Genomic DNA, 22,818 nt, shown 5'->3' on the forward strand with positions numbered 1-22,818 from the left:
TTTTAGCATTTTTCGTTTTTTCTCATCTTATGTAACCAGCCCTACAATCATGCGAAGTCTACCGCTCCGGGTGGTACCTGATATTTCGAAAATCTTGAATCGTCCATAGCCAGCAAACGAGACCATGTCGCCTGTCTGAAGCGGAAAGGAGGGATCCTCCATCACTCTCCAGTTTACCTTTACCTTTCCGGCCCGAAGCGGAACAAGTGCTTTGGCCCGGGACAGGTTGTATACCTCTCCAATCACAGCATCCGTCCGAGGAGACGCTACCGTAATCGTCTTTTCCTTGAAACGAGGACCCGGTGGGGTAAATGCATCCCATGACAATCGCTCGAATGAGACAGAGGTTCGGTGAATCTGAGATACTTGGGAACAAACAAAGTCTGCTACTTCTTCCGCCACGATGGCATAGCAGCCTTCTTCATTCACTAGCATATCCCCAAACTTTTCTCTCTTGAGCCCAACATGCAGCAAGGCTCCCATCACGTCCCGGTGTTCGAGTGCATGAAAGCGTTGATCCGCTACAATGTGCAGCAAGGCCAGTCCGTAATCTTCCTTTTCCACAGGGAGATAATCGGGATGAAGCAAGATACGCACACGCTCAGCTCCCTCATAGCCACCAAATGGCGAGACACGCACATCCTGTACTTGGGAAGTAAGGCTTTGATAGATCATCATTTGCCTGGGATCGACAAAATCAGTAAGGCGCATGGCCTGCTTACGCTCTACTTGCGTCAGCATTTCCAGCGCCCGCTCAACAAAAGGACGTTCTTCTTTTGAAAAATGGTCAAATACACTCATGACGTATCCTGCCTACAATTTAATCAGGATGGAAACCAATCCGTAATGCGCAAAACGCAAAGCAATCAACGCTACGATCGGCGAGATATCAATAAATCCGAGTGGTGGAATAAATCGGCGAAACGGCGCCAGGTACGGCTCTACCAAACGTTCGAGCAGTTGACCGATTCCTGTGTCTCTCATTTGTGGAACCCAAGACATCAGGATGTAGGCGATGATCATGTACTGATATACGGTAAAAGCGAAATCTAGAATGGTAAAGAAGTAACCCATTTGCTCACCCTTTTTTTCGTCGTTGATTGTTACTCTTCAATAACACTGGAAATCGTACCTTGAATATCTACATGGTCAGGCGTACAAACAAATATCGTATCCCCTACTTTTTGAATGTCACCGTTCAATGCATAGACTGTACCGCTCAAAAAGTCGATGATCCGTTTCGCCTGGTCTTTCTCCACGCGATGCAGGTTCACTACTACTGGACGGCGATGACGCAGGTTATCTGCAATATCCTGTGCATCGCTATAATGACGGGGTTCACAGAGGATCAAGCGAATCCCCTCCTTTTCCCGAGCCTGAAACGGTACTACATTATTCGCACGTCCCGCAGGCTGACGCTTGGTGGAAGAATCCTGTTCTTCTCGTTGCTCCTCTACGGTTTCTTCTATGTACTCTTCGTTGTCCAATCCCAAGAACCCCATCAGTTTGTTCATGACTCCCATCTTCCTTCCTCCTTTCTATCTCTTGATCGCTATGTGTTTGATACGTGCTTTACTCCGGCTTGACCAATACGGAACCCAGTCGGATATATGTAGCTCCCTCTTCAATTGCCACTTCAAAATCGCTGGACATGCCCATGGAGAGCTCCGTGACTTCTGCGTGAGGAAAGCCTCGATCATTGATGCGTTCCTTCCATTCTGCAAGCCCGCGAAATACGTTACGGGCTTCCTCTTGATTATCGACAACAGGCGCCATCGTCATTAATCCAACAATCTTTATATGTTTCATATTACTGGTTTCCTGCAAAAAAGCCAATACGTCATCAGGACTAAGCCCAAATTTTGTCTCTTCTCCGGATATATTGATCTGCAAAAAGCAAGAAACGACCTGATTCAGCATTTCTCCCCTTTTATTTAGCTCCTGCGCCAAGGACACGCGATCCAGCGAATGAACATAGGCAAAACGTCCGACCACTTCTTTTGCTTTGTTCGTTTGCAGGTGTCCGATAAAATGCCAGATGCCTTTGTCCCCATACTTCTCGAACTTAGGCAATGCATCCTGCAGCCGGTTCTCGCCAATATCCTCGACTCCTACTGCTAGCAGATTGCCAATCGTATCTGCCTCTACGTATTTGGTGACTGCGATGATTTTTACCTCTTCACGCTTGCGGTTCGATCTATCGCAAGCAGCCTGGATTCTCTTCTCGATCTGTTCCAGTCGTTCCTTCAATACTTCCTGTTCTGCATGCATGCTGCAACTCCACTCCTTTTCCTATTTCCAGCCTATATAGGAAGCCATGCGGCCCGTCGTTCCTTTGCTTCCCGCTTCTTTGCGATGAGAAAAAAACAGGTCAGTCCTGCAGCTTGTACACCAATCTGCAGATGAAATATGTGCAGAATTCACGCCTGCATCCACCAATATGAGCTGATTTAGGATGCGTAAATCGAGCATCCAGCGATCTTCCTTTTCAGCTGGTGTCACAGCCTTCTCCCATTGCTCAACACTCTTACGTACTTGTTCCATAATCCGTTCATCCACCTCGTAGCAACAACCGCCAATCGATGGTCCCAAAGCTACCAGCAGATCCTCCGGTTTTGACTTGCAGGATTGTGAAAGCGATTGAACCATTTCCTCGGCAATACGCTGAACGGTCCCTTTCCAACCAGCATGTGCCAAACCAACTGCTCCGGATACAGGATCCAAGAAGTATAAGGGAACACAATCAGCATAAAAGGACGTCAAAAGCACGTTTTTCTCGGTTGTATACAAGCCGTCCGTTGCTTTGATCACATCGTCCAAGCTTTCTTTTCCCGCTCCACCTGCCATGACCCGGCAAACCTGATGCCCATGTACCTGATCCGCACAGGTCCAAACATCGAACGGCATATCCAGCTGAGCGGCCAGCTGACGCCGGTTGGCCACCACGTGTCCCGCATTGTCTCCTACATGCAATCCCATATTGAAAGATTCGAACGGCAATTCGCTCGCTCCGCCTGTCCGAATTGTAAATCCAGCTACCAAACCTGGATGGCTTCGCTCCCATTCCAGCAATTGTAAAAAAGGTTTATCCTCAACCCGAACAAATGGCTCTCTCATCCGCTTTTTCACCTTCCTCATATGGCTTATCATACCATAGCCCAAAAGAAAAGAAAGGCTGTCTGACGCCTTTCTCCCTCACTCCCTGTATTCGTCCGTCCCCCCATGTCGCGACTCCACCTTCAACGTTTCCTCCATTCGTACCAGCACGACATCCTTGCCAATCTTAACAATATTTCGCCAGGGAATCACATAATCATTGCCCGAGGAAAAAAAGCCAAGGAATTTACCCGGTCCAGGGATCACGATCGACTCCACCCGACCATGGCGAAGATCAATCTCCAGATCAGAAATTTGTCCCAAGCGCTTGCCGTCCAAAATATTGACCACTTCTTTGGTTTGGAAGTCGGATATCTTCACCATTCTGACCTCACCTACTTTTCTTACGTTATTTTAGTATATGAAACAACCTGGGATTATGTCCGTTGACAAGCCTGATGAAATGAGAAATCTGGGTTGAAGCTAGGGGAACAAAAAAACCCGAACGAAAAATCCGTCGGGTATGCCTCACATAGACGCTCACTACGATTGTACGTGCTTTTGCATATGCGCGATGGCTGCCTTTTCCAGTCTGGATACCTGTGCTTGTGAAATTCCGATCTCCTCTGCCACTTCCATCTGGGTTTTTCCCTCGTAAAAGCGCATGGACAAAATCATCTTTTCACGATCGCCCAGACGCTGCATCCCTTCACGCAACGCAATTTCCTCCACCCAGGTGACATCCTTGTTCTTTTCATCGCTGATTTGGTCCATGACGTAAATCGGATCGCCGCCGTCCTGATAAATCGGCTCAAACAACGATACTGGGTCCTGGATCGCATCCAACGCGAATACGACGTCTTCCTTGGCCACGTTGAGCTCCTGCGAAATCTCTGTGATGGTGGGCTCGCGGGAGTGCTTGTTGGTCAAATTGTCACGTACCTGCAATGCCTTGTACGCAATGTCGCGCAATGATCTGGATACGCGAATGGGATTGTTGTCGCGTAGATAGCGCCGAATTTCTCCAATGATCATCGGAACTGCATAGGTGGAGAACTTCACATTTTGCCCCAAATCAAAGTTGTCGATTGCTTTCATCAAACCAATGCAGCCCACTTGAAACAAATCATCCACGTACTCCCCGCGATTGTTGAACCGCTGGATCACACTGAGCACCAGCCGCAAGTTTCCGTTGACCAGTTTTTCACGGGCCGCCAGTTCGCCGCTCTGCAGACGCTCAAACAATTCTCTCATCTCTTTGTTGGTAAGTACCGGAAGCTTGGAGGTATCTACCCCGCATATCTCTACCTTATTGCGCGTCACGTCTTTCCCTCCTCGAAGCAAGAAAAAGTTCCTAACTCGGTTGTCTTGAAAGGCCGCGTGCTGACGCGTGGCCGACGCGATCGTGGCAGTTACCACTATCTGGCTCGGTGATAGGAACAGTATCCCCTTCGAATGGGAAAATATGCGTTAGACCATCTTGTTGAATTCTTTTCGCAACCGTTTTATAATTCGCTTTTCCAGTCGGGAAATGTAGGACTGGGAGATGCCCAATAGATCCGCTACATCCTTCTGTGTCTTCTCCTCTTCCCCTGCTAATCCGAAGCGCAGCTCCATGATGATCCGCTCTCTCTCCGATAGCTTATCCAGTGCTTTTTTCAACAGCTTGCGATCTACCTGGTCTTCAATGTTTTTGTAAATCGTATCATTTTCTGTACCCAAAACATCGGATAGCAGCAGCTCATTGCCATCCCAATCGATATTCAGAGGCTCATCAAACGAAACCTCCGAACGAATTTTGTTGTTGCGACGCAGGTACATCAAGATTTCGTTTTCGATACAGCGGGACGCATAGGTGGCCAGTTTGATGTTTTTATCTGGATCAAACGTATTCACGGCCTTGATCAATCCAATTGTCCCGATACTGACAAGGTCTTCGATGTTGATTCCGGTATTCTCAAACTTCCGGGCGATGTAGACGACCAGACGCAAATTTCGCTCGATCAGCATGGCACGTACGGCTGGATCGCCAGACGGCAGACGTACGAGCAACACTTCTTCCTCTTCTCGCGTCAGTGGTGGAGGTAGGGCCTCACTCCCGCCGATATAGTAGACTTCTTCAGCTTTTGCACCAATCCATATCAGGAAACGGTACCAGGTTAATTGCAATTGTAGGCGAAGTTTTACGTACATGATTAGCCCTCCTGTTCAAGAATTCGGGTAGGTTCTTGCGAATAGGTCTCCATCATAGCGGGGTGTACGATGGCCTGATATTTGCCGTCTGCAGCCAACGGGATCGGGTTGAGGCCAATCAGAACCTTCTGCGTCTCAAAGCGATTGCCATCCTGCACGATCGTGACCGAGTCCGGTTTGATCGCTAATAAAAAATCCATTCCACGCGAAACACTACGGTAAGGAATCAAACGAATACGCGGCTGCCATTCGGCGGGAAGCTCTTCCCAGCATCCGTCCAGCTTTTCCCACACTCCACCGTTTTCATCGGCTTGTCGGAGAAGCGACGGCGGCAGGAGATGTGCCAGCATGCGAGTCTCCATAATCATGACAGGAATGCGCGTGATCGGTTCATGCAATTGGTTTCCAGTGTCCACCAGACCTCTGCAAATGACGCGTTCTCCTGCCAGTGTGACGACGACCTCAGCGAGAAAGGTTTCGATTCGTCGAGGTTCCTGGATGGCTTGATAGCTCTTTCTTCCCAGCACATAGACCAGTCCAAAGCCGATGACTAGGATAACAAAGGTAGGCTTGAACCCTACTCCAAAGCCATCGTTATGTGTCACCACCAATCCTCCTAAAATCTCATTTTGCGGTGCTAAAAAATACTGAAGACCAAATACGCCTCCCCCAAACACAAACGCAACAAAATAAAAAATGATCAGGTTCTGGGTAAATGCCCATAAACGCTTGTTCCCAAAAGCAATCCACAGGATCAGGATGGATAACAACAATTTAACTGGCCACTGGTACATGAGGGAAAAAGACGGAAAAAAGAAAAAAAGCAGATACGTCGAGCCACAGACTGAAGCCGCAATGATCCTCCACCAGACCACTCGCTCTTTGCGAAAAAACGCTGTGAACCAGAGTAATAAGGTATCAATCGCGATATTCAGGAGTAAAATAATATCAAGATATACAATCACCCTGAGTGCTCACCCCCGACCGGTACTTCAAGGCTTTCTCAGCCTGCAAGAGTCCAAATACATACAGAAGAAACCGCGCTTGAGATGGCTAGCTCCCAAAATCGCCGTATCGATACTTCTTCCGGTAAAAGCAGTATATATCAATGTGTATGTAAAATCTGTCAATTCTTGACGGACTTTTTTTGGATTTTTTGTAGAACGTTTTTTTTTCAAATGAAAGCGACGTGTAGGATACGCGAAGGACAAAAATTGTTTGCACACCCTGAAGTCTTGATAATTTTTTAAAAGCGCAAAAAAACCTTGCCTCTAGTGGAGACAAGGTTTTTGCATTTGTTTTCTCTTACTTCTTGTTGCGACGACGATTACGCAGGAACGCCGGAATATCCAGGTTATCCAGGTTATTCATAGAGAAGAACGATTTCTCGTCCTCTTCCTCTTTGTTCGCCGGACGTGTCGTGCTTGGGGTTTGAGAGATTTGTGTTTGCCGGTTCGGTGTAGCTGCTGGTTGCTGAGGACGGCGTGCAGCCGTTTGGCGCTGAGCCTCTTCAAAACCGGTAGCAATCACAGTAACGACCAATTCATTTTTCAAATCTTCGTTAATCACGGCACCGAAGATCATATTTACGTCGGGATCTGCTGCCGAAGAGACGATATCTGCTGCCTCGTTTACTTCGTACAAGCTCAGATTGGTGCCACCGGTGATGTTCATCAGAACCCCGCGTGCTCCATCAATCGAAGTTTCGAGCAGCGGGCTGGAAATGGCACGGCGAGCAGCTTCCGATGCACGGCTTTCACCACTGCCCACACCAATTCCCATCAGCGCGGAACCGCGTTCTGTCATGATGGTTTTCACGTCAGCAAAGTCGAGGTTGATCAGACCAGGTACGGCGATCAAGTCCGAAATACCCTGCACACCCTGACGCAGAATGTTGTCTGCCTCACGGAATGCTTCGAGCATCGGCGTGTTTTTATCCACGATTTCCAGCAAACGATCATTCGGGATGACGATCAGGGTGTCCACTTTTTCTTTCAGAGCGGCAATACCCAGTTCTCCCTGGCTGGAACGCTTGCGGCCTTCGAATGAAAACGGTCGCGTCACTACCCCTACCGTAAGGGCTCCCAATTCCTTGGCAATTTCCGCAACGACAGGGGCTGCACCAGTACCTGTACCTCCACCCATACCAGCGGTCACAAACACCATGTCCGCTCCGCGCAGTGCGTTTTCAATCAGCTCACGGCTCTCTTCTGCTGCTTTTTTTCCGATTTCCGGATTTGCGCCTGCACCAAGTCCACGAGTCAGTTTTTCTCCGATTTGCAATTTAATGTCCGCACTGGACAGCTGGAGTGCTTGGGCATCCGTATTCAATGTAATGAATTCGACGCCACGAAGACCGCCTGCAATCATTCGGTTTACTGCGTTGCTTCCGCCACCGCCACAACCAATTACCTTAATTCGCGCAAAGGATTCCAAATCCATATCAAATTCCAGCATCTTGCTAGTCCTCCCCAATTCAACATAAGAAAACCCCTATTGAGGCTTTTCAAGGATGTGCGACCACGAAATAGAGGAAAGTTCATCATGCAGTATCGGGGTATTCCTTACCGATACTGGAAGAACCTCTATCGAGGCTTAACAAGGATGAGCGACGGGTTATTCTTGCTGTATCGAGAAGCTTAGCACGATGTTTGTACTTTCCGATACAGTGAGAAAGCTCCCTCTGACAAGAAATCCTTGTCGCTTGCTTACCATTTTGAGCGATTAAATAAACTCACTGAACCAGTTTTTCACCTTTTCCATTAAGCCGCCGCCTTCTTTGTTGGGCTTGGAAACGGCTTGTTTCTGGCTGCCCTTGAATGAGGGGGTGGTGCGAATGCTACGACGCTCCATCAGCTGCAAGGCGTATTGAATCAAACCTACTCCAGTGGTGTAGGCTGGATCGCGCACTCCGATGTAATCAGGAATGGCAATTCGAACAGGAGCATCCAGTTCTTCTTTTGCCAATTCCAACATTCCAGGCATTGCGACGGTACCCCCGGTAAGTACATATCCTCCGGCAATTTCGTCGCGATACCCCAATTTGTAGACAGCATCCTCTACTAGTTGGAATATTTCGGCTGCACGAGGCTCAATAATATTCGCCAAATCTACTTGCGTAAACTGCTTTTCAACCTCGCTGCCAATTCGGTTCACCTTGAATTTGACATCCTCCGATGCTTCGTCGATCAAGGCACACCCATTTTTGATCTTCACCCGGTCCGCTACGTCAGTATGTGTACGTAATCCCAGTGAAATATCGCTAGTAATGTGATCTCCGCCAATGCCAATTACGGTAGAGGCAGCCAACTTACCCTGCTCGAATACACCAATCGTGGTAGATCCAGCACCGATATCTACAAGGACGACACCCATGTTCTTGTCATCCTTGGAAAGAGCGACTGTACTAGCAGCCAGGGGTTGTAGAAAAATACCCGCCACGCGCAAATTGGTACGTTGTGCACAACGCACGATGTTATGTACAACCGTTTTGGATCCGGTTACAATGGTACCTTCCATTTCCAATCTTACACCGATCATACCGCGTGGGTCTTTTATACTACCTTGTCCGTCGACAATATACTCCTTTGGTACTACTTCAATGATCTCCCGATCCGGTGGGATAGCGACAACTTTTGCAGCCTGGATGACGCGCTGGATGTCTTCTTCCCGTATCTCACGGTCCTCGCTGGATACAGCGACAACCCCTTGTGTTTCATGCAGCTCGATATGATTTCCCGTGATTCCTACATACACTTCTTCGATCGAAACGCCAACCATACGCTCAGCATGGTCGACAGCTTCCCGGATGGCATGCACGGTTTGGTCAATGTCGACGATCACACCCTTTTTAATCCCCTCTGAGTGCGACTGGCCGACGCCGATGATGTTGATGGAACCGTTGTTGACTTCGCCAATCATGACGCGGACTTTCGAAGTTCCAATATCTAAGCTGACGATGAGTTCATTGCTTACCAAACCTGTGACACCTCCCCTGCTACGTCTTCTGTCTTGTTAAAATGAGAACACCTGCATAAATTATTCCACACAGGATAACCATTCCCTTTTTTTCATCTTGAATTTTTGTAAAAATATGACCTTCTTCCCAGTTACCTTCCCTATTCCTGTTGATTGATCCAACGGGATAGAACAATTCTCCTAATTACAGCTAGGTTATTGAACAAACGCACCCCGAAGGCCACAATCGCAGCGAGGTATAGATCGATTCCCAAAAAGCCACCGATAAAAGCCAGACCTGCCGCAAACAAGGTATTGAAGAAAAAGCCGGACAAGAAAATGCGCACATTGAACGTGCGTTCCAGGAATGAACGAATTCCTCCAAAGATCGTATCTAATCCCGCCAATAAAGCAATGGAAAGATAGCTACTATACTCCTGAGGCACACGCCAGTCCAGCAAAAAGCCGACGACAAGACCGACAATCAGTCCGATGAGCGGGAGCCACATGATTACGAATCTCCTTTTTCTTTCACTGGTTTCATGAATCGTATGCTACGTTCTTCTCTGTTGGCAGGAATGATAAGCTTGTCCCGCTTCTCGGCAAGTACATGTTTATTGGAAAGCTGAAAGTATTCCTCTACCCCTTCCAGCTTCAAGGCTGACAACAGAACTTCCGGTTCTCCGAGTGCTTTCATTTCATAAGGAGGCTGTATGGTCCTCGTGTCGATCTGTATCACATCCCCGACATTGCGAATAGCAGTAGTGGAGATCAAGCGATGTCCGTTGATGGAAACAGCTTGGGCTCCGTTCGCGAAGAGGATATTGACCAGCCACCGCAAATCCTCGTCATCAATCGAATAACCGCCGACTACTGGTGCAGACATATGCTCGTCCACAATGCTTTCGTCGAACTCGACGTCTACGATGCTGATCGCGATACCTGGCCCCTCTACACCCACCATACCAGCCATTTTACGGTTACGCGCCAGCTCTTCTCTCATGACAGACAGACTTTCGTCTTCACTCAGTGAAGTCTCGTACTGGTAATACAATTGATTGTACTTGGAGATGTCAGCTAGCAGATTTTTATGCTTTTCCAGCTCTTTTTGAAGTGAGGCCCTCAGTTCCGCAATACTTCGCGACTCTTTGTGGACCGGGTCCAGACTGCTGCGTAGCTGCACAGTCAACATCACACCTATGATAGCACTAATAATGGCAAGAATAAACGTGATTTTACGGCTTTTTTGCAACATAGCTAAACGCATCCTTCAACTACGAGTGTTTGGATTTGACATCCCCTACGAAAGCTGGCAATTGAACCGTCGCGTGCTTGGCCACGTCGATTTGTACAAAATCCTGTAGGGATTGCAGGACTCCACCTGGCAAGCTCAAGGCTCCTTCTAGTGTCCCCGGATCTCCAATCGCTGAAACGACGAAAGGAGCAGCCGACTTGATACCATTCACAATAATTGTTGGGCCGACGCAGCGGATAGAAGAGTTGCTGACCAGCCGTTGTCCATTGATGCTGATTGCTTCCGCTCCAGCTGCCCGCAGCTCATTGACGACGAGTCGAACATCATGCTCATGCACGATGTAATTGGTAATATCCGCGCTGGTAGAGGCGTGTTGGGAATCCTGCATCGTAACGACAATGCCTGGTCCCTCTACAGCAACTACCCCTGCCTGCATGCGCGCGGCTTCCAGTTGGCCCAGGATGTCGGCAGCCTCTTCCTTGCGCGCTGCCATCGCTTCCTCTACCTTGCCTACCTGACGCTGCAAGTCGATCAGCTGATTTTCCAGATGACGGTTCTGTTCCTTCTCCGACAAAATCCGGTCCGTCAGCTGCGTCTCCTGCTGAAACAACTGATTGTTCATCTTTTCCGTTCTCATGAGCTTGGTTGTTTCAATCGAGGTAGCGACTAGGAATCCAGTGCTAAACGTCACGATGGTAAGATAAATTTGAAACTTGCTGCGACGTGTCATTTTTGGCTGTCCCTTTCCTTTTACTCTTACTGCGGTTTTTGAGCTTGTCCTTCGTTCCCCTGTAGCGGAATAGCCTCGTCTGCTGCTCCATACGGTACGAACCAAGGCTGTTCAAACATCGATAGCACTCCCTTGGAGTCGCTCGGCAATTCCTTTACGATTGCCGGATACCAGTTCAACATCTTGTCCAGTTTGTAGACCACACTGCGCACTTCATTTCCGTCCCTCATGAACAGTCTGACTCGCTGTTTATCGTAAACAGTAGGTGTCAGTGCAATATCTGAGATCTCTCCCAGTACAGCTGGTGAAAGGCGGGATAACGACTTGGCAAGATTGGGCAGCAGCTCAGGTGCCGACCAGGAGCTGATCAATGGCCTGTCCACCACGCGTTTTGAAAAGTCTACCTGCTTGAGCACGTAACCATTATCCAGCAATGGAAATCTCGTACCGTCCTGACCGCTCCAGAAAGCGACTCTCTTATGCTCTGTAACATGAATCTGGATGACGCCTGGAAACGAACGGGTCAGTGTCACTTCCTTGATCCCTTCAAAAGGCTGCAACGCGTTTCTCACACTGCTTTCCCAAACGTTGATAAACTGCATGTCCCGGATCAAGCCTGACTGCGCAACGATTTGCTCTGCCGAATAAATATCATTTCCAAAAACCTGGATTTGCTGCACCTTACTGTAGGGTGATTGGATAAAAACAACAATGAGAACAGTAAGAAAAAACAGTACGAGCAGAAAAGCCAGTTTGCGGTTGCCCCTTCTTCTGGGACGTTGTTGCTTGACTTGCGGGATGCGTTCGTCGTATACCGCCATCGTTCTACCCTTCCTCGCTTAGAATAGGCAAGCATGCCTGTCCTACGTTTGCCGTCAATTCGATGCGATTGGAAATTTTTGTTAATCTAAAAAACAGGGAAAGCGGCATAGCTGTATGCCGCTGAACAAAGTCCCTGCCTATATCGACACGCGCGTAATATCGGCACCAAGCTGGTGCAGCTGTTGCTCGAGCCGTTCATACCCCCGGTCGATATGATGGATCTGGTGCACGGTCGTGACACCTTCAGCAGTAAGTCCAGCAAGGACCAATGCTGCTCCTGCCCGAAGATCTGTCGCTTCTACGCTGGTAGCCGTCAGCCTATTGGCACCTCGGATGATCGCAGAGCCCAGATCTACGTATATGGATGCGCCCATTCGCGCCAATTCATTCACATGTTTAAATCTTCCCTCAAAAATCGTCTCTTTGATGACGCTCGTTCCTCTGGCCTGTGACAAGAATACCATCAGCTGCGCCTGCAGGTCAGTTGGAAATCCAGGGTAAGGCGAAGTGATGATCCGATCGTAGGCGCGAGGTCGAGAGGTGCATTTGATTTCCATTATATCATGGCGGGTCTTGATTTCAACACCACAGCTACGCGCAACCTCAATCAAAGCCGTCAGATGTTCCGGAATGGTGTTGGTCAACTCGATATGCCCTTGGGCTACCCCGGCTGCCAGCAAATAGGTGCCGGTCACAATCCTGTCGGGAATAATCCGATAGCTGACCGAACGAAGCCGCGGAACACCATTGATCTCGATGGTATCCGTACCCGCTCCGCGGATGCGCGCCCCCATCGCATTGAGGAAGTTTTGCAAATCTACAATCTCCGGTTCCCTCGCAGCGTTGCATATGCGAGTCGTCCCTTTGGCCAAAACCGCTGCCATCATAATGTTTTCGGTTGCACCTACACTGGGAAAGGAAAGGAAAATATTGGTTCCGCGAAGCTGTTTCGCTCGAAACGTAATGTAGCCTTCCGATTCTTCGATCTTCGCTCCAAGTGCAGTCAATCCAGCCAGATGCAGATCAATGCGTCTTTCCCCAATATCACATCCACCAGGCCTGGAGATGGTTACCTCTCCCAAACGAGCCAGCAGAGGACCCGCCAGAAAAATGGAAGATCGCATCTGCCCCATCAAGTCATCTGGTATCATCGGAACAGAAACAGAAGTCGTATCCAAATCCACACAGCCGTCAACTAATTTAGCATCTGCTCCTAGCGCTGATAGGATTTCCAGCATAACTTCAATATCTCGCAGTTGGGGAACGTCATAAATATAGAATTGCCCTTCCGCCAACACGGCTGCTGCCAGTATCGGAAGCGCAGCGTTCTTAGCTCCTTGGATCCGAAGCGAACCGGACAGAGGTCTTCCGCCTTCGATCGCAAAAGTCTCCAAACTTTCACCTCCGTGTTACCCCTCGCCCACCACCAGCACTTCCGGATGCAAATCGACCCCGAATTTCGTCTGGATCGTGCTGCGGATGTGATTTATCAAGGTGAGGACGTCGGTAGCCGTTGCTCCACCACGGTTGACGATAAAGTTCGCGTGTATCTCTGAGACCTGAGCTCCCCCATATCGATAGCCTTTCAGTCCTGCTGCTTCAATGAGTCTACCGGCATGATCTCCCGGCGGATTGCGGAATACACTTCCAGCACAAGGCATCTGCAGTGGCTGCGTCTCACGCCTGCGCTCCTTGTTGGCGGCGAGCGTAGCGGCAATCTCCTTGCGATCACCGGGTTGCAAGCGAAAGCGTGCTTCTACCACAATTCCTTTTCGTTGCTGCAACAAAGACGTCCGATAGCTGAAGTTCATTTCCTCATTGGTCAACACTTTCACTTCACCGTCTTCGAAGAGGATCTCGGCTTCAATGAGAATACGTGAAAGATCTGATCCATGCGCCCCAGCATTCATGTAGACGGCTCCGCCCACAGTACCAGGAATACCTCCCGCAAACTCCATACCTGTTAATCCCATCTTCCCCGTTTCCATCGCCAGGCGGATCATCGAATATCCGGCACCCACACACACCTCTTCACCCCTGAATTCACAGTGACTCAAGCCCTCAGTCACCTTGAGTACGGCCCCTCGTATCCCTCTGTCCCTCACCAGAAGGTTGGAGCCGCGCCCGATTACACTCCAAGGAATTTCATGACGATGGACGATCTGCAAGACTTTTATCAAGGACTCTTTATCCTTGGGTTGGATTAACAAATCAGCTGGACCCCCGATCCGCCATGTCGTATGATTGGCGAGAGGTTCGTCGGTCCACACTTTTTCGATTCCTGCCTGTTTCAATTCTTCTGCAATCTGCTTCATTCGTGAACCTCCTGATACACATGCTAGGTCGGACGCAGTTCATATCACGTGTTTGCTCCATACTATGCGATCGCCCAGATTGGCGTGACAATCGCCCATCCGATCATTTTTGACGGACGATTTCCTGGAGTTGGCGAACGATCTTTGTCGCTGCATCTGGCATTCCCAATGCAAGCGAACCCTTCTGCATCTCTTCCCATGATTTCTGGTCATCAAGCAGCTCTGTCAGGAGCACCAGTAAGCTTTCTCCGGTCAATTCCCGTTCTACAAGTACACGTGCAGCTCCTGCCCGCTCCAAACCGCGCGCGTTTTTTTCCTGATGATTATTGGTCACATAGGGGGACGGTATCAAAATAGCCGGTACCCCTAACGCCGTAATTTCCGCCAGTGTGGAAGCACCTGCACGCCCCACCAGGATATGCGTTGCTGCTAAAACATCCGGCATATTATGGACGAATGGGAGCACGGTCATGTTGCGTGGCACAGGTCCCCTTTTTTCCAGCACTTCCGAAATCGTCTTGAAGTGAACTTCTCCTGTCACGTAGACGATATGAGTCCGATTCAGCTCCCCTAGCTGTTCCACAATAGAGAGCACCGCTTCATTAATCGCTCTCGCGCCACGACTGCCACCGAAAATCAGTACAATCCGCTTGTCCTCATCCACGCCCAAAAAACTTCTTCCTGCTTGTTTATTTCCGTGCATGACTTCCGTTGCACGTGGGTTTCCGGTCAGTACGGTCTTGGCAGCCGGGAATAAGGCAAGCGATTCTTCGAAGCAGACAGCCACTTTGGTCACAGAACGCGCAAGGAACTTGTTGGTCAAGCCCGGTACGACGTTCTGTTCATGAATCATCGTAGGAATCCCCAGCTTGGCTGCTGCATACACGACCGGACCACAGACATAGCCACCGGTTCCAATAACGACATCCGGCTTGAACTCTTTGAGCATTCTTTTGGATTCAGAGACTGCACTCAAAAAATTCCACAAGGTTTTCAGGTTGTCGAGGCTCAGCTTTCGTTTCAAGCCACTGATCTCAACCGATTGAAAGGGAATGCCTTCCCGTGGAACTATCTGTGCCTCCAATCCTTTTTTACTCCCAATATACAAAAAGGCAGCTTGCGGAGACTGGCGGGAAATTTCTCTCGCCACCGCAAGTGCCGGATAAATATGTCCTCCTGTACCACCGCCTGTTAAGACGACACGCATCACATTCACACCCTTTTTTCCTGCATCGATTCAGTCATTTCCAACTATGAATTGTAACGCGATACAGGATGAATGACTACCCTCCAAATCGAGGTCCCTCTACAGAACGGACCTCGAACGGAGAATGGCTACCTGGAAAAACGGGATATGTTCAACAATACCCCTACCCCCGTGAGCATCAGTGTCAGGGAAGAACCCCCATAGCTTAAAAATGGCAGCGTAATCCCGGTCACCGGAAACATGCCAGTCACAACGCCGATGTTAATCACAACCTGGATGGCAATCATGCCAATAATGCCTAGGGCAAGCAGGCTTCCAAACAGATCTGGAGCCGTAACTGCCGTACGCATCCCTCTCCACAAGAGGAGCAAAAACAGCAGCAGGACCAGCGTTCCACCGATGAAGCCCAGCTCTTCGGCGACGATTGAGAAGATAAAGTCATTATACGGCTCCGGCAGATACAAGTGCTTTTGCCTGCTCTGTCCGAGACCCAAGCCCAGGAGACCGCCTGGGCCGATCGCGTAGAGCGATTGAATGATCTGATAGCCCGCACCTAGCGGATCAGACCAGGGATCAACAAAGGAGGTAATGCGCTTGATTCGGTAGGGCGCAGAGATGACGAGGCCGATAAAACCGACGACACCAAGCATACCCAGCGCAGCGAAGTGGCTGATTCTCGCCCCTGCGGCAAAAATCATCACGACGGCTGTTCCCATCAAAACCGTCCCTGTACCCAGATCGGGCTGGAGCATGATCAAGGCAAAGCATGCCAAGGGAATCCCCAGTGCCGGAGCCAACCCCTTGCGAAACAAGACGATTTGTTTTTGATTGTCAGATAGCCACCTTGCCAGGAAGGCTACGACCCCCAGCTTGGCGAATTCCCCGGGCTGAATACCAAACGCCCCAAATCCAAGCCAGCTTTTCGATCCATTTACTTCAATCCCGATCAACAGGACGAGCACCAGAAGCCCGATGCTCACTAAATACCCAGGCTTGGCCCACTGCTTCCACACCCAATAGTCGATATTCATGGTGATGTACATGGAAGTAATGCCGAGCAGGGCAAAGATCAGCTGCCGCTTGGCAAAAAAGTACGGATCGGAAAACGGCGGCTTCTGCGCCACGATGGCACTGGCGCTGTAAACCATCACAATGCCAATTCCCAATAAAAAAAGTGTTGCAAAAATAATTACGAAGTCGGGAGCTGAGCGTACCTTGCTCATGATAGCAGGTCATCCTTTCTCATGCCGTCCCGATTCTCTGATTGGTCTTTTTATAGGATGCTGTGGGACGTTATGCTAGGCTTGTTTTAAGTCTATGCACGCCGTCCTTAAACATGCTCCCCCTCGCTTCGAAGGAAGGAAACATGTCCCAGCTTGCGCAAGCCGGGCTTAGCAACACTACATCACCCGAATTCGCTAATTGAGAAGCAGTCAGAACGGCTTTCTCCACAGTATCGACATGGATTCGTTCCTTAATCCCTGCTTCTTCAGCCCGCTTCAACAAGATTTCAGCCGTCTGCCCCAGAGCAACGACCGCCTTTACCCGACCCTGGATAAAAGGAATCAGCTCCTTGAAGTCCACACCTCTATCCAGTCCTCCACAGATCCAAACAATCGGCTCCTTGCACGCTTGCAAAGCACGGGAAGCCGCTTCTGGATTCGTTGCTTTGGAATCGTTAAAGTACTTGACCCCATCAATGCTTGCGACGTATTCCATGCGATGCTCGACACCTGAGAAGGTCGTCAATACGCTGGCGACTGATTGCTTGTCCGCGCCTGCCAGTATCGTGATTAACGCTGCGGCCAGTGCATTGTCCACATGCGGAACCGTGATCTCCCCAACCGCGACGATCTCTTCTCGGTTTCCCTTTCCGTCCGCGTAGACAATCATGCCGTTATGTATATAGGTTCCCTGTTCCACCTGCTGATGCTTGCTGAAATAGAATTTGCGAGCCGCAAGCTCAGCAAACCGCGGCAACAGCTCCGGCTGATCGAGTGGGAGTATGGCGATATCGTCTGCCGTTTGATTGGCAAACATGTTCATTTTCGCTTCTAAGTAGGCATCGATGGAATGATGATAGTCAAGGTGAGCAGGGTACAGATTCATCAGAACACCAATTCGTGGACGAAAGCTTGCCGTTCCCGCCAATTGAAAGCTGCTCAACTCAGCTACCAGCCACTGGTCAGCTGTAGCGGTCTCAGCTAAACCGCACAGCACTGTGCCAATATTACCGCCAATCATCGCTTCAATTCTGGCCTCTTTCATGATCAGCCCGACGAGCGTGGTGGTCGTAGTCTTTCCGTTGGAGCCGGTAATTCCAATAATGGGTGCCTTCGCGATTTGGTAGGCGAGCTCCACTTCTGTAATGATCGGAATCCCTAGCCCCATCGCCTTGGCCACTGGAGCCGCCTCATAAGGGATGCCGGGGTTTTTGACCACAAGGGATATCCCTGGATGAATCAAATCATCCGGATGATATCCGCAGATAACGGTGATTCCCAGCTCTTCCAGCTCGTCTGCGCCGCTTGCTTCTTCTCTTGGCTTTTGATCGTTTACGACGACATGAGCACCAAAGCGGTGCAACAGTTTTGCCACTGCTACACCGCTTTTGGCCATCCCTAGAACAACAACGTGTTGATCTCGATAGTCATTCATTTGATTGTCACCACCTCAAGATATACGCCCAGACCAGCGAAGAAAATACCCACCAGCCAGAACGTGACCACAACACGCCATTCCGACCAACCCGTCAATTCAAAATGGTGGTGGAGCGGACTCATTCGGAAAATGCGTTTTCCTCTTGTCTTGAATGAAACCACCTGTAGTATGACAGAGAGTGTTTCTACGACAAACACGCCGCCGATGATGGCCAAAAGCAGCTCTGTCTTGGTCATGATGGCGATCCCTGCCAAGGCTCCGCCTAGTGCGAGCGAGCCAGTATCCCCCATGAACACTCTAGCCGGATGAGCATTGAAGACGAGAAAACCAAGGACTCCACCGACGACAGCCGCACTGAAGATAGCCGTGTCGTAGTTCTGTCCGAACCAGGCAATAATCGCATAAGCACCGAATGCGATGGCTCCTGTTCCAGCCAACAGTCCGTCTAGGCCGTCTGTGAGATTGACGGCATTGGTCGTCCCAACAAGTAAAAACAGCAGGAATGGAAAGTAAAAATAGCCAAGTTCCAGCTTCCACGGGGTACCAGGCAGGTGCAGCGAAGTGTCATGACCCATCACGATCAACAACGCATATGCAGCAATACCGAGCAATATCTGCCCCGCAAATTTTTGTTTGGCGGTCAATCCCAGGTTGTGTTTTTTTCTGATCTTGATAAAGTCATCCAGGAATCCGATCAATCCGTACCCAAGCGTCACCAGCAAAAGAAAGGTTACTTCCACGGAGGAATTCGCAAACTTCAACACAGTAAAAATAAGTGCCAAGAGAATGATGGTTCCACCCATTGTGGGCGTTCCTGCTTTCTTTTTATGAGACTGCGGCCCTTCCTCCCGGATCGCCTGCCCAAATTTCAGGCGGCGAAGAAATGGGATGAATAAGGGACCAATGAGTACGGCGATGAGAAACGCGGCGACGATCGTGACGATGAGTACGTTGTCAGCGAACATGCCCGACCCTCCTTTCTTTCGATGCTATTCAATTGCATCCATCTCTATTCGTGGTTGTACTGAGCGATTGCTTCCCGTGCTACTTCGCGGTCGTCGAACGACAGTACTTGATCTTTTATGATTTGATACGTCTCATGCCCTTTTCCGGCGATCAGGATCACATCATCAGGCAGAGCTTCCGCTATGGCGTGGAAGATTGCTTCACGCCGGTCTACCTGCGTCGTATAGCGGCTCTTGTCTACACCTTCCAGGCCAGCCAGCATGTCGTCCAGGATGGCTTGCGGGTCCTCAGATCTGGGGTTATCAGATGTTAAGACGCTTTTATCCGCGTACTTTGTTGCAATCTGAGCCATAATCGGGCGTTTGCTCCGGTCGCGGTCACCACCGCAGCCTACGATGCAAACGACTCTTCCTTTGGCAAATTCCTTGACGGTCTTAAGCGCGTTTTCCAGACTGTCAGGTGTGTGGGAGTAGTCCACCAGCACAGTAAATGGCTGCCCGGCTTCCACGGCTTCAAAGCGTCCATTCACACCTGGAATCGATTCCAGACTCGCTTTGATGTCCTCCAACGGCACTCCTTCCACAAGCGTCGCTGCTATTGCTGCCAGGGCATTGTAGACATTGAATTTCCCCGCCATTTTCAATTGTAACCCGATGCTGCCTGCAAACGTATGAGCTGTAAAAGAAGTTCCTTTGCCAGTGATTTCGATGTCTGTTGCAAACACATCAGCCGGCTGATCGATTCCGTACGTGATCACTCGAGCTGGTGTAACCGTCGCGAACAGCTGGGAAGCTTCGTCATCGGCGTTGAGCACAGCTGTTTTCATGCTATCCCATTCATAGCCATTACCGAGCTGGGAAAAAAGAAGCGATTTGGCGAAGCGATAGTTTTCCATCGTCTTGTGGTAGTCAAGATGATCCTGCGTCAAATTGGTAAATACAGCAGTATGTACATTGCAGCCACGTACTCGGCCTTGTTCCAGCGCATGGGAGGATACTTCGATGATCGCATAATCCGTCTCGATATCGCGCATGCGGCGAAAGCTGCTTTGCAAGTCAATAACATCGGGTGTCGTGTTTTTTACTTCTTCACTCACATCGCCGATCCGCATATGGATCGTCCCGATCAACCCTGTCTGTTTCTTTTGATCGCGCAAAATCTTGTCTATCAGGTGTGTTGTAGTCGTCTTGCCGTTCGTTCCGGTTACGCCGATCAGTTTCAATTCACGCGTAGGCGAACCAAAAAAGCGGTCAGCCAAAATGGCCATCGCTCGCCGTGTATCCCCTACCTGAACCAACGTAGCATCAACCTCAAGCTCCCGCTGTGTTAGGACGGCAACTGCTCCCAACTCGACGGCTTTGGCGGCAAAGGAATGGCCATCCACCGTATATCCTGTCAAACAAATAAACAAGAAACCGGGCTTTACCTGGCGCGAGTCTGCTGTCAAACCCGTTATTTCTATGCTGTCATCTCCGTTTACCTTCTTCTGCAACAGAGGCGAAAGCAGATCTCGTAACAACATAACAGGCACCCCATTTTTCATTAGTATAGACAGAAATCTCGTGTTTTTTGCAAAGAACGGAGGTGAGCGCCCGTAGACAAGACTACTCTCCTCCGCCTCCAAAAACTCATTTTATAGCTAATTGCTTCATTTGTCACCAAGGTAGATGCGAATTTTTGCTCCCTCTTCGATTTTTACGCCTGCTGCCGGAGCTTGTGAAACGACGTATTTGCCTTTACCTGATACGACGAGCGGGAGAGTCTCATAGGTGGTCACTACATCCTGCATGCTCTGCCCCACCATGTTGGGAACTTCGATCGGACTTCTTTCACCCAAAGCCTTGTTGATCTCTTTGGATATTCCGTCTTTTCGCTTTTCAACCTGCAGATGCTGCAACGAGGATTCAATGATGCTTTTGACACTGGGAGCTGCAATCAATCCGCCAAAAGCCAGTGCCTTTGGATTGTCCACCGCAAAGTAGACGACAATCTGCGGATCATCTGCTGGAGCAAAACCGATAAAGGATACGATGTACTCTCCATCCATGTATCTGCCGTTCTTCACTTTTTGCGCGGTACCCGTCTTGCCGCCAACCCGATAGCCTTCAATATAGGCCTTTCCTCCCGTACCGCGAGCCACTACACTCTCCAGCGCGTAGCGTACCTTCTCGGATACTTCCGGCTTGATGACCTGCCGGACTTCAGTCGGCAGCGTTCGTCCGATGACATCGTGCGTCACACTGTCTCGCCATTCCTTGGCGACGTACGGCCTCATCAGCTTGCCACCGTTGATCGCGGCAGAGACCGCAGCCATTTGCTGGATCGGCGTCACCGATACACCTTGCCCGAAGGAAGTAGTCCCCAGCTCCACAGGGCCGACACGGTTGAGATTGAAGAGCAATCCATTTTCTTCTCCGATCAGATCGATGCCCGTCTTCTGGCCAAATCCGAACTTCTTAATGTATTCAAATAGCCGTTCTTTTTGGAGGCGTTGTCCCATCGTGACAAAGCCCGGATTGCAGGAATTCTCTACAACTTCCAGCATGGTTTCCTGCCCGTGTCCCTGTCGCTTCCAGCAGCGCAGACGCTTGCCCGCTACGTTGATGAAGCCCGGGTCATAGAACCCCTCGTCCAGAGTGATCACGCCCTCATTTAGGGCGGCAGCAAGCGTGACGATTTTGAAGGTCGATCCTGGCTCGTAGGTCTTCCAGATCGGCAAATTACGATTGTATACCTCTATGGGATAGTCCCGGTATTGATCAGGCTGAAAAGTGGGGCGACTGCCCATACCCAAAATTTCTCCTGTCTTCGGATTCATCGCAATCGCCAGAACGTCACCCGGCTGATACGCCACCACCGCCTGATCCAGCTCTCTTTCGATAAAAGACTGAATCGTACTGTCTATGGTTAAATACATGTCCATTCCATCTACAGGAGCCACATACTCTTCAGTGCCCCCCGGCAACACCCGACCTCGTGCATCTGAAGGATAGGAGATATATCCTTTCTTCCCTTGCAAAAAGGTATCGTAGATTCGTTCCAATCCAGTCAGCCCTTGATTGTCGATCCCGGTGAAGCCCAAGATATGGGCAGCCATGGTTCCATTGGGATAGAAACGCTTGGTGTCACCCGCGAGGTAGATTCCCGGGAGGTTTAATTCTTGAATCTTTCTGGCTGTCTCTTCCGAGATCTTGCGTCCGCCCGGAATTTTATCATTGCTCATTGCCCTTTTGGTAATCGCCTTGAAGATCTCCTCTTCTTTTTGCCCCAAGATCACAGCGAGCTGCTGGGCGGTGCCTTGCGGATCTTTGATCTGTGCGGGTACAACTACGATTGTCGGGACCGTGATGTTCGAAACGAGCTCGTTGCCGTTGCGGTCCAGAATCCGCCCCCGGTTGGGTTGAAAGTCGATATTGCGCTGAAGCAAATCACCCGCCATCTCTGCCAGGCGAGGTCCTTCTATCAACTGCACATACCCCAAGCGGGTAATCAATGCCGTGTACAATACGATCCCAATCACCAGTGCAACAAAAATACGACGGCGTACGGTAGCGTTGGATACTCGCAAACGAGTCCCCCCTCGAATAGGTTGTCTCTTCTAACCCTATTCGTCGGG

Annotated in this window: 23 protein-coding genes; all 23 read right to left on the reverse strand. The window is 49.8% G+C overall.

Annotated features, from left to right (window positions below; all coding sequences use genetic code 11):
* Positions 1 to 27: 27 nt before the first annotated feature.
* The gene (locus tag JZI27_RS06545; RefSeq protein ID WP_280207095.1) at positions 28 to 801 is read right to left on the reverse strand and encodes a YlmH family RNA-binding protein; all 774 of its coding nucleotides are present in this window, start codon (positions 799 to 801) and stop codon (positions 28 to 30) included.
* 12 nt (positions 802 to 813) lie between these two features.
* A complete protein-coding gene (locus JZI27_RS06550) occupies positions 814 to 1,074 on the reverse strand; it encodes a YggT family protein (RefSeq protein WP_122907659.1) in 261 nt (86 codons plus the stop codon).
* Positions 1,075 to 1,103: 29 nt separating this feature from the next.
* Entirely contained in the window at positions 1,104 to 1,523 is a 420-nt protein-coding gene (locus JZI27_RS06555; protein WP_251243166.1) for a cell division protein SepF, read from the reverse strand.
* 49 nt (positions 1,524 to 1,572) lie between these two features.
* Positions 1,573 to 2,271, reverse strand: a complete 699-nt coding sequence (locus JZI27_RS06560; RefSeq protein ID WP_251243165.1) for a YggS family pyridoxal phosphate-dependent enzyme — start codon at positions 2,269 to 2,271, stop codon at positions 1,573 to 1,575.
* A gap of 21 nt (positions 2,272 to 2,292) precedes the next feature.
* Positions 2,293 to 3,117, reverse strand: coding sequence for a peptidoglycan editing factor PgeF (gene pgeF, locus JZI27_RS06565; protein ID WP_280207096.1), 825 nt, complete (start codon positions 3,115 to 3,117; stop codon positions 2,293 to 2,295).
* Between the two features lie 78 nt (positions 3,118 to 3,195).
* Positions 3,196 to 3,480: a YlmC/YmxH family sporulation protein gene (locus JZI27_RS06570; protein WP_122907663.1), complete on the reverse strand. Its 285-nt coding sequence runs from the start codon at positions 3,478 to 3,480 to the stop codon at positions 3,196 to 3,198.
* A 159-nt stretch (positions 3,481 to 3,639) separates the two neighbouring features.
* Positions 3,640 to 4,419 (reverse strand): RNA polymerase sporulation sigma factor SigG, encoded by a 780-nt coding sequence (gene sigG, locus JZI27_RS06575; RefSeq protein WP_092267774.1) that lies wholly within the window; start codon positions 4,417 to 4,419, stop codon positions 3,640 to 3,642.
* 147 nt (positions 4,420 to 4,566) lie between these two features.
* Complete coding sequence (gene sigE, locus JZI27_RS06580; protein ID WP_122907664.1) at positions 4,567 to 5,289, reverse strand: RNA polymerase sporulation sigma factor SigE; 723 nt, start codon at positions 5,287 to 5,289, stop codon at positions 4,567 to 4,569.
* A gap of 2 nt (positions 5,290 to 5,291) precedes the next feature.
* The gene (spoIIGA, locus tag JZI27_RS06585; protein WP_280207097.1) at positions 5,292 to 6,254 is read right to left on the reverse strand and encodes a sigma-E processing peptidase SpoIIGA; all 963 of its coding nucleotides are present in this window, start codon (positions 6,252 to 6,254) and stop codon (positions 5,292 to 5,294) included.
* A gap of 340 nt (positions 6,255 to 6,594) precedes the next feature.
* Positions 6,595 to 7,746, reverse strand: a complete 1,152-nt coding sequence (gene ftsZ, locus JZI27_RS06590) for a cell division protein FtsZ (protein ID WP_280207098.1) — start codon at positions 7,744 to 7,746, stop codon at positions 6,595 to 6,597.
* Positions 7,747 to 8,013: 267 nt separating this feature from the next.
* Positions 8,014 to 9,267, reverse strand: a complete 1,254-nt coding sequence (gene ftsA / locus JZI27_RS06595) for a cell division protein FtsA (RefSeq protein WP_251243162.1) — start codon at positions 9,265 to 9,267, stop codon at positions 8,014 to 8,016.
* Positions 9,268 to 9,407: 140 nt separating this feature from the next.
* Entirely contained in the window at positions 9,408 to 9,755 is a 348-nt protein-coding gene (locus JZI27_RS06600) for a small basic family protein (protein ID WP_122907668.1), read from the reverse strand.
* Positions 9,756 to 9,757: 2 nt separating this feature from the next.
* A complete protein-coding gene (locus JZI27_RS06605; RefSeq protein ID WP_122907669.1) occupies positions 9,758 to 10,501 on the reverse strand; it encodes a DUF881 domain-containing protein in 744 nt (247 codons plus the stop codon).
* 19 nt (positions 10,502 to 10,520) lie between these two features.
* Positions 10,521 to 11,231: a DUF881 domain-containing protein gene (locus JZI27_RS06610; protein ID WP_280207099.1), complete on the reverse strand. Its 711-nt coding sequence runs from the start codon at positions 11,229 to 11,231 to the stop codon at positions 10,521 to 10,523.
* A 26-nt stretch (positions 11,232 to 11,257) separates the two neighbouring features.
* A complete protein-coding gene (locus tag JZI27_RS06615) occupies positions 11,258 to 12,052 on the reverse strand; it encodes a cell division protein FtsQ/DivIB (RefSeq protein WP_280207100.1) in 795 nt (264 codons plus the stop codon).
* Between the two features lie 138 nt (positions 12,053 to 12,190).
* Positions 12,191 to 13,447 (reverse strand): UDP-N-acetylglucosamine 1-carboxyvinyltransferase, encoded by a 1,257-nt coding sequence (murA, locus tag JZI27_RS06620; RefSeq protein ID WP_122907672.1) that lies wholly within the window; start codon positions 13,445 to 13,447, stop codon positions 12,191 to 12,193.
* A gap of 15 nt (positions 13,448 to 13,462) precedes the next feature.
* Positions 13,463 to 14,368 (reverse strand): UDP-N-acetylmuramate dehydrogenase, encoded by a 906-nt coding sequence (gene murB, locus JZI27_RS06625; protein ID WP_251243161.1) that lies wholly within the window; start codon positions 14,366 to 14,368, stop codon positions 13,463 to 13,465.
* Positions 14,369 to 14,471: 103 nt separating this feature from the next.
* A complete protein-coding gene (gene murG, locus JZI27_RS06630; RefSeq protein WP_280207101.1) occupies positions 14,472 to 15,575 on the reverse strand; it encodes an undecaprenyldiphospho-muramoylpentapeptide beta-N-acetylglucosaminyltransferase in 1,104 nt (367 codons plus the stop codon).
* Between the two features lie 128 nt (positions 15,576 to 15,703).
* Positions 15,704 to 16,798 carry a stage V sporulation protein E gene (gene spoVE / locus JZI27_RS06635; RefSeq protein WP_251243160.1) on the reverse strand — a complete coding sequence of 365 codons (1,095 nt, stop codon included), beginning with the start codon at positions 16,796 to 16,798 and terminating at the stop codon, positions 15,704 to 15,706.
* A 70-nt stretch (positions 16,799 to 16,868) separates the two neighbouring features.
* Entirely contained in the window at positions 16,869 to 18,233 is a 1,365-nt protein-coding gene (gene murD / locus JZI27_RS06640) for a UDP-N-acetylmuramoyl-L-alanine--D-glutamate ligase (RefSeq protein WP_251243159.1), read from the reverse strand.
* Entirely contained in the window at positions 18,230 to 19,201 is a 972-nt protein-coding gene (gene mraY, locus JZI27_RS06645) for a phospho-N-acetylmuramoyl-pentapeptide-transferase (RefSeq protein ID WP_122907676.1), read from the reverse strand. Before mraY ends, murD begins: the two co-directional genes overlap by 4 nt.
* 44 nt (positions 19,202 to 19,245) lie before the next feature.
* Positions 19,246 to 20,724: a UDP-N-acetylmuramoyl-L-alanyl-D-glutamate--2,6-diaminopimelate ligase gene (locus JZI27_RS06650; RefSeq protein ID WP_251243158.1), complete on the reverse strand. Its 1,479-nt coding sequence runs from the start codon at positions 20,722 to 20,724 to the stop codon at positions 19,246 to 19,248.
* 126 nt (positions 20,725 to 20,850) lie between these two features.
* The gene (locus JZI27_RS06655) at positions 20,851 to 22,770 is read right to left on the reverse strand and encodes a stage V sporulation protein D (RefSeq protein ID WP_122907678.1); all 1,920 of its coding nucleotides are present in this window, start codon (positions 22,768 to 22,770) and stop codon (positions 20,851 to 20,853) included.
* Between the last annotated feature and the right edge of the window lie 48 nt (positions 22,771 to 22,818).

It is taken from the genome of Brevibacillus sp. AY1 (assembly GCF_029870785.1).
Classification (GTDB): Bacteria; Bacillota; Bacilli; order Brevibacillales; family Brevibacillaceae; genus Brevibacillus; species Brevibacillus invocatus.